This window comes from Paenibacillus sp. P3E, assembly GCF_001909045.1.
Classification (GTDB): domain Bacteria; phylum Bacillota; class Bacilli; order Paenibacillales; family Paenibacillaceae; genus Paenibacillus_AQ; species Paenibacillus_AQ helianthi.
In genome coordinates, this window is sequence record NZ_LVWH01000178.1 from 1 (window position 1) to 15,313 (window position 15,313).

The window sequence follows — 15,313 nt, forward strand, 5'->3', positions numbered from 1 at the left end:
GACAGTAGTTGTCAGTCAAGCCGTTTTATAATAGGGATAATAATTGATCGCTGTTGATGATTGGTTATCACTTGATAGTATACTGGGAGGATTTACAAATGAGTAGCACGGTATATCTTTATGTATTTGACACCATGGCAGACTGGGAAATAGGTTACGTAACTTCCGAACTGAACTCGGGAAGATATTACAGAAAGGGACTCTCCCCATCCAAAATAGTTACTGTGGGAATTGAAAAGACACCTGTAACTACAATGGGCGGATTGAAAATACTGCCTGACCTCCAACTGGATGAGTGCAGCATTGAAAGTACAGATGCATTAATTTTACCCGGTGGAAATACATGGACAGAGTCCATTCATCACCCCATCTTAAAATTTGTTGAGAGGTGTTTACAGGAAAGGGTACTGGTTGCAGCCATTTGCGGTGCTACAATAGGACTAGCCCAAACTGGACTGCTGAATTCACGCTGTCATACAAGCAATGATCTGGGATATCTTAAAATGATCTGTCCCGCTTATACGGGCGAACAGTATTATAAAGAGGAGTCCACTGTAACCGATGGAAAACTGATCACGTCTTCTGGAATAGCTCCTTTGGAATTTGCAGCACATATCTTGAAAGCTCTGGATGTGTTTTCTTCAAAAACATTAGATGCCTGGTATAGTCTTAATAAGACTCACGATTCCCAGTATTTCTATGAGCTGATGGAATCAGTCCAGTGAGGTTATGAATACAAAAGGTTGGAGGACTGTTTATATGGTCAAAATTCTTATCGTGGACGACGATCCGCATATTCGCGCCTTGATCTGCCTTTACTTGAAGAATGAAGGGTTCGATCTGGCTGAGGCGGACAATGGTATCGATGCGCATGCCATCATCAAAGGTTCGGGAATCGATCTGGTTATCCTCGATATTATGATGCCGCATATGGACGGATGGGAGTTATGCCAGGCGATTCGGACAAGTGATCCTGATATTCCGCTTCTGATGGTAACGGCCAAGGGTGAATCGGGTCAAAAGATCAAAGGCTTCCAGCTCGGGACCGACGATTATATGACGAAGCCGTTCGATCCGGCGGAGCTTGTGATGAGGGTTAAGGCATTACTGAGGCGATCCCGGATTGCCTCTTCTCAGGTCATCCCTCTGGGGGATATCGTACTGAACCGGAAAACGTATAAGGTCATGCGGGGAGACCAGGAATTAACTTTGCCTCTAAAGGAATTCGAACTGTTATTCATGCTTGCCGGCCACCCGGGGCAGATCTTCACGCGGGAGCAGCTGATCACCCAGATCTGGGGCATGGATTACGAAGGAGACGACCGGACTGTCGATGTTCATATCAAGCGGCTGCGGGAACGTTTTGCCGGGGATGCCCGCCATTTCCGCATTGAAACGGCACGAAGTGTAGGCTATCGTCTGGCGGTGAATCCAGGGTGAAAACATTATATGTCCGCGTCGTGCTGACTTTTCTGGCTGTTATCGTCATCAGCTTGGTCTCATCCTTGCTAATCTCCCTTGCTCTATTCCAGAAGACTCTGAACGCTACAGGGAAGAACGATATGATTGCGGCCGGCAATCGTATCATACGCGTGTATGAACAGACGAATCCTCCGGATTTGGATATATTAATGGATAATATGGCCGAATTGGTTTCCTATACCCTTCAGCTGTACGACGGTAATGGCGGGGTGAACTCCTATGTACCGACCAAGGGCAGGAAGGCCGGCAAGATTAACCCGGAATCTGTGCGCAAGGTGCTGCAGGGAGAGCTGTACCGTTCACAGGGAAAAGATAACGGAACGTTTGTCGGCCTTCCATTTTTATCTGAAGGGAAACATTATGCCTTATTTTTACAGAGCTCTTCTAAGAACGAAGGCGCGCTCATCCGTTTGTTCTTTACCATCCTGCTTCTCATGCTCACGATCGGAAGCTTGGGCATTCTCGTTGCCGGCAGATACGTGGTGAAGCCTCTCCAAGCGATGACGGATGCGACTAAGCGGCTGGCCAAAGGCGACTTCGAGGTTGAACTGAAAATAAACCGCGGAGACGAACTGGGAACCCTCTCGCGGAGCATTAACGATATGGCCCGGGATATCAGACAAATGGAGCGGATGCGGCAGGATTTTGTATCAAACGTGTCTCATGAAATCCAGTCTCCGTTAACTTCCATCTCCGGTTTTGCGAAGGCGCTGAAGGATGGCAATCTTGTTATCGGGGAGGATGAACGCGTTCGCTACTTGGATATTATCGTTACGGAGAGTGACAGGTTGTCCAGACTAAGCGACAATCTGCTGAAGCTGGCTTCCCTCGAATCGGAGCATCATCCGTTCAAGGCGGAATCCTATACCCTGGATGAGCAGATGCGGCGGGTGATTGTCTCTTGCGAGCCCCAGTGGTCGGCCAAAAACATCCGCGTCGATATGGAGTCTTTTTCAGGGGCTGCAGTCCGAATAACGGCCGACAAGGATCAACTCAATCAAGTGTGGATGAATTTGCTCGGGAATGCCATCAAGTTCACACCTTCCGAAGGACAGGTCTTCATCGTGATCAGCCGGCCCCATCCTAATGAGATCGCTGTAGCAGTAAGCGATTCCGGGATCGGCATTGCGCCAGAGGAGATCAGCTCAATATTTGAGCGCTTCTACAAAGTGGACAAGTCGCGGGCGGAAGACCGGAGCGGCAATGGTCTTGGTCTTGCCATCTCCCACAAGATCGTTGCGCTCCATCATGGAAGCATAGAGGTGAAGAGTACGGTCGGGGTGGGCACAACGTTCACCGTCACACTTCCCGTTATCTCTCCTTCTGATTCTACTCTTTAAGTTCACGCTCCGTTCATATTTCTCCAATAAGCTCACTACGAAACCCATTGAACTGATTGGAGGAATATGAACGATGAGCTTTATACTTAATATTTTCGATTCATTGAAATGGTTAACGGGCTGGGAAATGATTTTGTGCGCGCTGTACTTGTTTGTCTTGCTGGGGTATGTTTTTCTCAAAAATAACCGGTGGTTTTATTTTATTCCCGGCGCGGGCGTAATCATTGCGATTATAAGTCTTATCTGTGGTGATGCCTCTATACTGGCTCTGTTGATTTACTCCTCAACGGCCATACTTTTCTTATTCACCGTTAGAAGAATCTTTAAACCGTCCGTTAAACCCATATCCCCGAAGTTTCGGACCTTCATGGTTATCGTTTTCGTCCTCGGGTCCCTCCCAACGCTATTGGCATTAACCATTGCGGGCGAGGTCCGATATAATCCAGTGAGCGATTTCAGCCATAAGGGCTATACCCAAGCCTTCATTGCGATGAACGAAAGATTGTCCGCCGAATATCCTTTCGGAGACTGGAAAAAAGTCGATTGGGAAGCTAAGCGGAATAAATACGAGCCTTTAATCCTCCAAGCGGAGATCAACCAAGATTCCAACCTCTACTATAAAACTTTAAGGGATTACCTCTTTTCATTCCGTGACGGCCATATCCAAATCGTGAATGAACATCTGTATGACGGGAATAGCACTTTTAAGAAAGAAGCTGGCGGCGGAGTCGGAATCAGCGTGATTCAATTGGATAACGGCAAGGTGTTGGTTAGCTTGCTGGTACCGGGCAGCCCGGCTGACAAATGCGGCATCAAGCTCGGAGCCGAAATTATTACCTGGGATGGAAAAGACGTTCACAAGGCATTGGACCAGACGTTCTGGAGTGAGAACCCGCCGGCAACGGAAGGAGTACGGATTCAGAATCAAGGACGGTTCTTAGCAAGGGCCCCGGTCGGCCAAGACATCCAAGTCAAATTTCAGAATCCGGACGATTCAGCGGCCATAACTGCAACACTTACAGCTTATGACGATCAGTACGAAACCTTGAAGAAAACAAAGGTAAAGCTGAAGAAAGAAGATCCGCCAGTGGAGGGTCAGATCCTTAAGGAGAATTACGGCTATATAAAAATCAGATATTTCCTTCCGGGTACAACGCAATCTGATCCCGCGAAAGTGCTGGAAGATACAATAAAAGAGTTTCAGGAGAAACATGTAAAGGGAATAATCATTGATCTACGGGATAATCCGGGCGGGGATGATGACCTGGTTGCCCAAATGGCAGGACATTTCGTGAATGGGAAAAGGATCTTTGAATACGTCAGTTACTACAACCGGAACACAGGACGCTTCGAGCTCAACCGTGCCGAGACCAGAACCGTTCAACCTTCGCGGATTTACTTTTCAGGGAAGATAGCTGTCCTTATTAATCATAATACCGCGAGCTCGGGGGAAGGATTACCTCTGTTCTTAAAAGGAATGCCGAATGTTAAGATTATCGGCTTTACGCCTACGAATGGTTCGTTCGGTGTCGTATCCGCTCCTATAGAGATGAAGATGCCGGGAGGATATGTCGTACAGTTCCCGGATGGCAGGTCCCTTAATCAAGACCAAAAGATTCAAGGGGATAGCGATGAACACGGACAAGGAGGAGCGACTCCCGACATTACAGTTCCCATGAACGAGCAGACCTTTAAAATGAAATTTATCGAAGGGCAGGACGTGGAATTGAATTATGCGTACCAGGAGCTGATGAATCAGTCCATTGCTGCCCGGGAATTGCATCCCGTAGCCTTTGGTATAGATTGATTTATAGATAAAGTCGGGATACCCCTTATTCAGGCAGGTTGATACAATACAATCAATCGTTGGATCTGACTGAGAGGGGACATGGAATATGGATGATGGGAATAGACAGAAGATTTTAATTAAAAATGAAAAACTGATTAACATGGTTATTGAACGTGCGAAGAGAGATTTTTCTGAGGATATTGCAATCATTGGGCTTACAGGTTCTTTTAGTACCGGAGATTTTCATGAAAAAAGCGACCTTGATCTAATTATCATTAATAACACGGACCGGGGCTGGGGGATCTCTGCTTGTTTTATCCTGGAGGATGTTGGATATGACATCTATTGTACGCCGTGGGAAACAAGAATAGAGGATGAAGCGAATCTCGAGAGTCCCATGATTTCACATCTGGTAGATTTACAGATATTATATTGTGCAAAACCCGAATACATGGATAAGTTAAACCTATATAAACAGAGAGCACTTGATGCTTTAGCCAAGCCCATAGGGAAAGAATGTATCCGTAGAGCGAAAAAGTATTTAGACGTAGCAAAACAGGAATATACGAATGCATTGCTATCTGAAGATTTAGGAGCAATAAGGTATGCTTCATGCGGAGTTTTATTCAATTTGGTAAATGCTCTAACGAATTTGAACAATACCTATTTCAAACGGGGGCTTAAGAGATACCTGGAGGAAATAGGTACATACCGTTATATTCCTTGTGATTTTGAAATGATATATATGGCTGTGATAGATGCGAAGACTCCCCGGGAAATCAGAAGTGCATCCTATAACATTCTTAAGAGCATGAATGATTTATATCATAAAATGGATAAGGATTTCGTAGTGCAACCTGTCCCGGGCTATGATAATCTGGCTGGTACCTATGAGGAGTTATGGTGTAACCTTCGCAATAAGATTATAGTAAGTGTGGAATTAGGTGATAAATCCTATGCCTATCTTACAGCAATGAGTACACAAAATTTTCTTGATGAAATGACAGAAACGAGAGGGACAAAAAAGTTTGAGCTAATGCAGTATTTTGATTCAGATCATCTTAATTTATTTAAAGATCAGTTCCTGCAGGCTATGGATGAATATCTGGAAGAATACAACAGGGTAGGAAGAAAGGTCGAGCGATACGACACCTTTGAGCAATTATATAACCAATATATGAAGCTGTAGGAAATAACTCGGAGATGATTACAATGAATAATAAATTGCTGAATGATTTGATAGTGTCCGTAAAAAGTCAAAATCTTCAGGTGCTAAATGTCCTGGTTAGGCAAGAGGGGCAGATCATAGCGAAACATGATTTTGAAGAAGAAAAGCCTGCTCCTTTGTGGTCAGTAAGTAAAACGTTTACTTCAATGGCAGTTGGGATTGCTATCAGTGAGGGTTACTTCAAAATGAATGACCCTGTTATTGATTTTTTTCCTGATATTCCAAAAGTATATTTAAATGAATATTTAATAAAGATGACTATCCATGATTTGCTGTGCATGGGAACTGGACACGCAGAATGCCCAGTAGTTAAAGCGGATTGGGGAAGCGATACAAGTTGGGATATTTCTCAGTTGTTCTTTGAAGAACCGGTTATCTTTGAGCCTGGGACTCATTTTACATATAACAACTCTGCAACGTACATGCTTTCAAAAATAATAAGCAAGACCACAGGGACTAACTTAGATGATTACTTAGATAAAAGAATATTTCAGCAATTGGATATACCGAAAGCTAAATGGGATACCTGTCCAAAGGGAATTCCGCAGGGATTTGCAGGATTATATTTAACGGCAGAGCAATTATCCAGATTCGGGCAATTAATTCTTGATCAAGGGGTCTGGCAAGGGAAGCAGCTTATTCCTTCAAGTTATATCAAACAGGCAACATCTGTCCAAATTCAAACCAAAGATTTCACCCCGGACTTTGCAACCGCTGACCATCAGCAGGGATATGGATATCACATCTGGATGAACTCCTATCCTAATTCATATCGAATGGATGGTTTATATGGTCAATATGTTGTCATGCTTCCAGATAAGAATGCCGTTGTTACCTATATTTCAAATGAACCACACAACATGACAGGGGTTCTTGAGCTGACCTGGAATACTCTAATTGATAAGCTATAGATCAAGCAGGTTGATCAGATGCTGACCGGTTGGATATGGATTGGGAGGGTGGATATGAAGCTCGAAGATAACGAAATTTTAGAGTTAATACAGGAATCGACGAAGCAATTCATTTCCAATACGGCAATTGTTCTTGAAATGGAAAGCACCCTGCTAAATACAGGATATCAAGCGGTCGGCCTATCCCGGCATAAAGTTCTTATTGATGACCAAGGTACCCAAGAATACATTTCTTTGATCACGAAGATGGCAAATCCAACGGAGCGCCGAATCCTCCACCGATTATTATTGCAGTCAGCTAACGTACCCTACAGTAGAACGCATGACCTCGATTCAGATGACCGGGCCCTTCTATGTATTCAGGATGTGGATTATAAGACTAATTACCAAAGCCTTAATTTCGAGATGCTTCAAAAAAAAGAAATGCATGCCTTGGCTTATATTCACAAAATGAATCACGGATCAAGAGAGGCGTTATCGTGGCTTCCCTTAGCTAATCATGACCATATCGAACAAATGATCTACGGGCGATGGAAACCTGTATGGGAAGAAGCTAAACATAATGAACAGTTTATGGAGACTTTCGGTCAGTATATTCCTGAAGTCGAAGCTGTGTCTGGCAGTATAGTTAATGACATTGAAGTGGTGTTGAACGATGAACATTCGCACACGTTAATCCATAATGACCTCAATCCAGGAAATGTATTGGTGCACAATAATGATGATGTTTTTTTCATTGACTGGGAGGAAGCAAGGTATGGGTCCTTTTTCTTAGACATCCCATTAAGATTTGAATTGAAACAAGCGGTAGCATATCATGATGTGTTGGCTTCGCTTGGATTAGAGATCCATGTTGACCGATTTGAACCGTTGTATGCGATTGCTTCGCGGTATCTCGGCCTACGTTTTATGACTTGGAATTTGGGGGCGTGGACAAGTAGCCCAAGTGCAAAGGATGCTCTGCAAAAATACTTGAACATGGCTACTTCATAAACATCGTCAACGCAGTTCGTCCATTGACTGACGCTCGGGAATTACATCCCCCAGCGTCTTTATTTTTGCGTGTTTACTTTGCTGGAGTAGGAGATCTCTGCTCATATAGAGGGAAAATATTGAAAAACGTCGAATAGGTAACTTCAGAAAAAAGGGGGATTATCATGTTATTTGTCGGAAAAAAACGAAATCAGGTAGTTCGCAGTCCTCGTATGCGCTTGATCCATTATACTGTCCTCTTCGTACTGGTATTCGGAATTGTAAGTACAGGGTTATGTAGTGCAGCAGGCAATATTGCCGCAGCAGATCCAACCAGTGAGGGGAGCGGGTATACCGAAGATCAGCTGGAAGGTCTCCAATTCCTCAACGAGGTGAGAACCCGGGCGGGGATTCCTCCCGTTCAACTGAATGCAGCGATTACTAAGGCGGCAATCTCGCATGCTGAATTTTACAATAACAATCAAGCGGATCTTCCAGGCCTGAGTGCTCACTCCGAAATATCGGGAAAGCCCGGCTATACGGGCCAGTCGGTAATAGCGCGGATGAAGGCGGCGGGTTGGGCGTCGGGATCGCAGGGCTATGCATCTGGAGAGGTCATGCACTTCCAACAAAAGAGCAGTAAAGCAGCTATTCAAGGGTGGCTCGATACAGCCTATCACCGTGACATTATACTGGACCCCCGCTATACAGAGATTGGAATTGGCCTGGTTAACGGTACTGCCGTGTTGGATGCCGGCGGTCCTGGAAAAACACAGCCTGTAGCTGGAGGGATCTCCGTATACCCTTACAATCAGCAGACCAACGTACCTGTTGGGTTCTACGGAAGTGAAATACCGAATCCACTTGAACAATTTGACGCCAAGTACTCGGGTTATATTATTTCTGCAGCTACAGATAAGGATATGATCTCACACCAAACGGTACTTACTGATGAGAAAGGAACGGAGGTTCCTTATTATGAAGAATTTAAAGACGATAATACTCTTTTTATTTATCCCAAGTCGGTATTAAAAGGGAATCACAAGTACACCGTATCCCTGGAATATCAAGTAGAGGGCTCTTTGGATACCCAGACGAAAGTATGGTCTTTCACCACCGGAAAAGGTCATGTCCTAACACAGCTGGTTCCAACCTATAAAGAAATCGTGATCAATGAAGGCGGACCATTTCAGCTTCAAATGGAAGGCAACTATGATGATGGAACAAAGGATGTGCTCTTGGGCGATGAGGTTAAATATTCCGTTAACCGGACTAATGGTCTAAGTGTATCCTCCACGGGAGCTATAATGGGTGTTAAATCAGGGGATTACACCATCACAGCTTCGTTAGGTGCCCTATCTTCACAGCTTAAAGTGAAAGTATATCCAAAATTAAAATCAAAGATCTACCCTGCTGCCGACCCGGGCAAATTGACGGATATTGCCGGGAACAAGGCGTTCCCGGCCATTGAATGGGCACTGAAAGCAGGCATCATGACCGAAGCTGGAAAGGGACTCTTTAAACCCGATGCAGCAGTAAGCGAAGCTGAATTCTGGACCATGCTCCTAAAAGCATACAATGTTAACATTGAAGCTTATCAGCCAGTCAAAATAAAGCATTGGGCAGATGCCGCATACCTGATCGCCAAGGACCGGAATTTCCCGCTGGATGGATTATCCAAACTGCCCGCAAGGGACAGTCGAATTACCCGGCTAAAGATCGCTGAGATTATAGCTGCAGCTGATGGGCTGAATTTCAAAAACTATGATGCTGTGAAGTTCGTGTTAGGGAAGGATTATGTGAGGGGGGTTACGGAGCTGTCCTTGTCGGGGTATCAGGGGGATAAGGGGATTACCCGTGCAGAGGCTGCTCAGATCCTTCAATATTTGCACCCCAAGCTTACTGAATTACGGGGGCGGCCGACGGGTGCAACACCAACTTCAGTTTTAACAGAGCTTCCCCCAAAGGTAGTGTATGTTAAGCCGGATATGTTCACCAATCAAACCCTCTTTGCAGATTTCCATGGAGATCATGCGCTGACTGTTGAAGGAAAGTTCACCCAATTCGCCGGCCAAAGCCTCAAAGTGCGGGTACAAACAGGGGGGAAGCATCCTAAACAGATAGAAGACGTGACTGTAACCTTAGACAGTGAAGGAAAGTTCAAAGTAGAGTCTGGTCCCTACGAACAAGCCTCTTTGAATCTATATCTGGAAACTCCCGAAGGCAGTTACTATTTAGATATACAGTATAACACCATGAATGAGAACCAATATTCCAGTTGATCCAGTTGAATGAAACGAGAACAGCGGAGGAGGCGGCTTATGATTTTCAAAAAAGATCCCATGGATAAAAAGAGCTTGCTTAAAGAACTGGATGCACTTAAATATTCAGACAGAATCCATACAGTAGCCATTCTAGGCCGTGATCATAATGGCTCCACGAAGTACTCCGAATTGCTGTCTTCCTTACTGGAGGGGGGTGCCTATGAGGCACAGCTTGCATTAGCCGGTGCGGATGTCACTCAAGATGCTAAGGTTGTGTTGTCAGCCCTCCGGCATCCTGTGGCAAGTGTCAGAAATACGGCGGCGGGGCTTTTGGCCAAAGTGGGTGCAGACCTGGATATTGAACGCGAGCTTCCTAACCTATCGCATGATTGCCGCCGGAAGCTGCTGCGCTGTGTTTCATTGATCAATCGTCAGGAATTGGCGGAACGCTTGTTGCCTTCTGTATATGCTAGGTGGGGAGCGGAAGAGGCGTCCCTATTGCTATCTGCATGTTATAAGGAAACGGTTCGCAAATGGCTAATGGATATTGGATATGTCATTCATAATTGGCGCAAGCTGGCTAGTCGTCATCTAGACGTGGTTGCAGAGTATTTCAGAACCACTTTGGAGAGCACACCCCCCAGGGAAAAGGGATACGTGTGGTGGAGATTCTCATCGGCTATCGAAATTTTGGGGCATTCCAAGGCGGATTTGCTTTTAGAATGTGCTATGAACCATGGACCCCTGGGGACCATACATCCTGTGCTGAAAAAACAACTCGGCATTTTAGTTCGAATCCATCCTGATGCGGTGTATAGACTGCTTACAAGAAACGAATCGCGTAGCGATCTGCTTGCTCATGGCGTACCTGTTGAGATTCTAATAAGAAGAAATTATTTATCCATCGATCAATGGATTGAATTGGCTAAGTTACTAGCAGATCGTCCTATGCAAATAGCGAAGCTGCTCCATCATATGCCCCCTTCCAGCCGCAAAGTGATTTTTGATGCGGTGTATGCAGAGGATAGACGCCAAGAACGTATTTTTCCGGAAGGATTACTGTATGTATTGCCGCATACGCTGCGTGACAAGGAAGCCGCCCGGATGCTGGGACTTCGTGAAATCAAGGATGACCAGGACCGGACGATTAGAATTACCGCTTGCCGTTCTATTCAACATTCCAGAGAGAAGCTTGAACAAGCCACACAGGTATCGAATGCAGACGAACGCGCCACGGCGCTTATGCAGCTGATCAGGAGTACGGTTCTATCGAGACAGGGCATGGATGAGACGCTGCTGTTCTTGCGCCGGATCAAAAATGACCAGGACCCTGTCCGGGGCGCAGTGTTCAAAGAGCTGTCGGATAGTCCTGCGTCTGTGTTCGCGGATGCCCATGTCCAAGAGCTTACCTTGCTCGTTGATAGTGTTATAGATGCGAGAGATACTTCATATGGTACAAAGTACTGCGTCCAACAGCTGGCATTCGCAATTCTGCGGCATCATGCCTTCGATCCTCAGGGTGAGCTGTTCCAATTCGCTGTTGATACGATCCGGAAACTGGGCAAGCAGAGTGGTCAGCTCTCACTGCCATCCTTAGAGAAGAATGTACCCCGGGGGATTGAAGGGAGCATCTTTGACGCCATTTATCCATTAGCTGTACAAGCCAACCGGAGAGAAGACTACAATCTGGTGATTAGCCTGGCTAACTCATTCGGCAAACGGGGATACGGCATTAACAGACTTCAGAATCTGTTAAAAGAAGCCACGGGAGCAAAAACAGATTCTATAGCTATACAAGCGGCCAGACATTGGCTTGCCCCGCACACCACACGTGATGAAAGAGTGAAAGAGTTACTGGCTTTGGACAAATCGTTCATTACAGTCTATGAAGTGTTCCTCCATCTGCACCGGAAACGTCAAGAGTGGCTGGATCCCTTTATTTCGGGGGCTGCGATCAAAGGCAGGTTTTTATCGGGTAAAACGATTTATCTTCTGCCAGCTGCTGAAGGGTTTAACAGGTGGCTTCCAAGGCAGCAACAATCATTAAGCTCCTTATTCACAAAAGTCGCCTTCGATGCCAAGCGCAGCCTGACCGAACGTTCGAGAGTCATTAGGATCATGGCAAGTATGCCAGATCTTGGCCCGGGTCCCTTACTGAAGCTTGTGCAGGATGAAGAGGTAACCGTAGCAGAAGCTGCACTTCATGCCCTTTCACTTCTGGAAGAGCCGGAAAAGGCGCTTCCTGTTCTGCTGGAGCATCTGGATGGGGATCGGGCCCGTGTAGCCATGTACTCCATACCCAGATGTATCCGCAGGGTGAACCCGGTGTTACTGACTGCAATGCTTAAAGAGCTGTTAAACCGGGATAAGCTGAAAATCACAGTCAGAAAAGAGGCCATCCGGTTACTGGGTGCCTATAGAAGCAGTGACAGTATCCCGCTATTGATGGATGAGTTCGCAAAAACAAACGTACACAAGGATGTAATGATATCCATAGGTCATGCAGCGAGACAGCTTTTGGATGATGAACGCGGCTGGACTCTATTAAAGGCAATGGCTTCTTCAGCAGAAAGCGACATCGTGAGAAGTTTATTATCTCAACAGCCTCATGATCTTCCGCTAGACTATAGAGCGCGCTACTTAGCATTCATCATTGAAATCTCAGGTCATTCGGATGTATTTGTTGGCAGGTGTGCTTTCAGTTGTATGATGCAGTGGATAAGTGGAAATGAAGAAGTTATTGCAGCTGCTACGGCCCAGGCGATTACGGATTTGGAGGATAGCACCAGGTGGGAATTTGCTATGAATACTCTGATCGAAACCTGCCGTGATGGTAAGGTCAATGAGGTCGTAATCAGTGTTTGTCAGAAGCTGGCCAGTGCAGCCATAAGTGATAAGTGGAATGCAACTGCCATAAGAGATTTGCCTCACCGGCAGCGTCTCCTGAAATTTGCAGACCAGCTGACGTCATTGCCGAAGATCACACGCGTAAACCTGATTCCTTTGTATATGGGGATTATTGATGTTCTGGCATCTGATGAGACTTTACAGCAAGTGGTGATGAAATTATATATAGCAGCCATAGACTGGAATGTCGTGGAGGAATCCGCCGCTTATCTCAACCGGATGGTTAACTGTGTTTCAAATCAGCCACAGCTGTTAAGGGATGCTTATCAGCAGGTCGCATATTATTTAAATAACAGTAGGGGTTATTGGAATCCGGAAACCCTATTAGATATTGTAGATCTGCTAGGGGCTGAGGGTAATGGTTACGAGTCTCAGTATCTTGGGCTTTCTGTGCTCGAAGTTGCGGGAAGTGCCCTATTGTGGAGTCCGGAGTGTGCAGACCGTCTGAGGCTGTACAGAAATCACACGAACATTGCGGTTCGCTCACATGCGCTTAACATTTGGACAGCGCTGGATTAGTTCCCCAAATGCCTAGCCGTCCCTTTATAGGGTCGGCTTTTTGCGTTATGAGACAAACGGATATGGATGACTTTCCAAAAATTAGTGAAAAAAATAGGGGGTAAATCTTGAATTTGGTAATTTGAAATGTATGCGCTTACTTCCTATAATTTACATATACAAGACGTAGCTTGTCTTGCATATGTTAGATGACTTTTTTGCTGGGGATGGCTCACAAATGAGAGGGAGTGATTTACTTAGAGTGATAATCTAGTGGATTAAAGTAAGGAATTACAAATCAGAAAATATGGGAGGTACAATCATGTTTAAGTTTAACAAGAAAATCTTGACGTTAGTGATGGCCGTTTCAATGACAGGCCTGTTTGCTGCAACTGCCAGTGCAGATACAGACTATTGGCAGAATTGGACCGATGGCGGTGGAACAGTAAATGCTGTGAACGGATCTGGCGGGAACTATAGTGTTAATTGGTCCAATACCGGCAATTTCGTGATCGGCAAAGGCTGGACCACCGGATCTCCCACCCGGACCATTAACTATAATGCTGGTGTCTGGGCACCTAGCGGCAATGGATATTTGACTCTCTACGGGTGGACGAGAAACTCACTCATTGAATATTACGTCGTTGATAGTTGGGGCACATATAGACCTACTGGAACGTATAAAGGCACTGTGACCAGTGATGGAGGCACTTATGACATCTATACGACTCTGCGAACCAATGCGCCTTCCATTGACGGCTACCAAACATTCACCCAGTTCTGGAGTGTAAGACAGTCTAAGCGGGCAACGGGCAGCAACGTCGCTATCACGTTTAGCAACCACGTTAATGCCTGGCAGAGTAAAGGAATGAATCTGGGCAGCAGCTGGGCTTACCAGGTGTTAGCGACAGAGGGATACCAGAGCAGCGGGAGCTCTAACGTAACCGTGTGGTAACAGTCTTTTAATCTACTGATAGGTGAGTCCTGCCGGTCTCACGGCCGGCGGTATTCATTTTAAAATATTGAGTGAAAGGGCTGAATCCATGAGAAAGCTATCCAGTATCCTTTTAGTGATGATTATGATTGTACTTAGCGCTTGTTCGCAAGAACAGCCTGACAAGTCGCAGGGGAATCCTGACAATCCGCAAGAAAAACCAGAAAACTTTATATGGGTTCAAGGCGGGGCCTTTATGAATACTAAGTCCAGCTACTACGGGAAGAATGTAACTCTAACCGACTTTTATGTAGGAAAATATGAGGTCACTCAAAAAGAGTGGTCTGAGGTCATGGGGAATAATCCGTCAGCTTTTAGAGGCAACAATTTGCCGGTAGAGAGGGTAAGCTGGTATGACGCTGTGGAGTACTGTAATAAAAGGAGTATACAAGAGGGCTTAGAACCCTATTACAATATAGACAAGAATACAATGGACCCGAATAATAAGAGTGATATCGATAATGTTAAATGGACAGTAACGATCAATACAGGAGCTAATGGTTACCGGTTGCCGACAGAAATGGAGTGGGAATATGCTGCCAGCGGAGGCCGGATGAGCAAGAGTTATACATACAGCGGCAGCAATAGTGCAGATGAGGTGGCATGGTATTGGAGAAACACCGGAGATCAATACTTATCTGGTGATTGGAACTGGCCGGTGATAGAAAATAATCATAATCAAACCAAGGCCGTCGGTAACAAAAAGCCCAACGAGCTGGGACTCTATGATATGTCGGGCAATGTCAGAGAATGGTGCTGGAACTGGTACGGAGACTTGAATAATAATAACAGCGGCTCCTACCGGGTTCTTAAAGGCGGCGGTTGGGTGGGCGATGTCAGCAGCAGCGAGCTAACTTTTCAGGGTAAGTTCGAGGCTAGTGGCATAGGCCCTGATCAGGGCTTTCGCGTGTTTCGCAGTGAGTGACCT

At 45.7% G+C, this 15,313-nt stretch carries 11 protein-coding genes; all 11 read left to right on the top strand.

Annotated elements, in window-relative coordinates; genetic code table 11:
• Nucleotides 1-98 precede the first annotated feature (98 nt).
• The 11 genes from A3842_RS19495 (at nt 99) to A3842_RS19545 (ending at nt 15,310) form a co-directional block, all read left to right on the top strand.
• Nucleotides 99-725, top strand: coding sequence for a type 1 glutamine amidotransferase family protein (locus A3842_RS19495; RefSeq protein WP_074102440.1), 627 nt, complete (start codon nt 99-101; stop codon nt 723-725).
• Between the two features lie 34 nt (nt 726-759).
• Nucleotides 760-1,440, top strand: a complete 681-nt coding sequence (locus A3842_RS19500; protein ID WP_074102441.1) for a response regulator transcription factor — start codon at nt 760-762, stop codon at nt 1,438-1,440.
• Nucleotides 1,437-2,822: a sensor histidine kinase gene (locus A3842_RS19505; RefSeq protein ID WP_074102442.1), complete on the top strand. Its 1,386-nt coding sequence runs from the start codon at nt 1,437-1,439 to the stop codon at nt 2,820-2,822. The genes A3842_RS19500 and A3842_RS19505 overlap by 4 nt, the downstream gene beginning before the upstream one ends.
• 73 nt (nt 2,823-2,895) lie before the next feature.
• Nucleotides 2,896-4,629 (top strand): S41 family peptidase, encoded by a 1,734-nt coding sequence (locus A3842_RS19510; RefSeq protein WP_074102443.1) that lies wholly within the window; start codon nt 2,896-2,898, stop codon nt 4,627-4,629.
• A gap of 88 nt (nt 4,630-4,717) precedes the next feature.
• A complete protein-coding gene (locus tag A3842_RS19515; protein WP_074102444.1) occupies nt 4,718-5,800 on the top strand; it encodes a nucleotidyltransferase domain-containing protein in 1,083 nt (360 codons plus the stop codon).
• 23 nt (nt 5,801-5,823) lie between these two features.
• A complete protein-coding gene (locus tag A3842_RS19520) occupies nt 5,824-6,750 on the top strand; it encodes a serine hydrolase domain-containing protein (RefSeq protein WP_074102445.1) in 927 nt (308 codons plus the stop codon).
• 54 nt (nt 6,751-6,804) lie between these two features.
• On the top strand, nt 6,805-7,743 hold the full coding sequence (locus tag A3842_RS19525) for a phosphotransferase (RefSeq protein ID WP_074102446.1): 939 nt from the start codon (nt 6,805-6,807) through the stop codon (nt 7,741-7,743).
• 164 nt (nt 7,744-7,907) lie between these two features.
• Nucleotides 7,908-10,004, top strand: a complete 2,097-nt coding sequence (locus tag A3842_RS19530; protein WP_074102447.1) for a CAP domain-containing protein — start codon at nt 7,908-7,910, stop codon at nt 10,002-10,004.
• A 39-nt stretch (nt 10,005-10,043) separates the two neighbouring features.
• Nucleotides 10,044-13,412 (top strand): HEAT repeat domain-containing protein, encoded by a 3,369-nt coding sequence (locus tag A3842_RS19535; RefSeq protein WP_074102448.1) that lies wholly within the window; start codon nt 10,044-10,046, stop codon nt 13,410-13,412.
• 301 nt (nt 13,413-13,713) lie between these two features.
• Nucleotides 13,714-14,346, top strand: a complete 633-nt coding sequence (locus tag A3842_RS19540) for a glycoside hydrolase family 11 protein (RefSeq protein ID WP_074084335.1) — start codon at nt 13,714-13,716, stop codon at nt 14,344-14,346.
• Between the two features lie 88 nt (nt 14,347-14,434).
• Nucleotides 14,435-15,310, top strand: a complete 876-nt coding sequence (locus A3842_RS19545; RefSeq protein WP_074102449.1) for a formylglycine-generating enzyme family protein — start codon at nt 14,435-14,437, stop codon at nt 15,308-15,310.
• Nucleotides 15,311-15,313 lie beyond the last annotated feature (3 nt).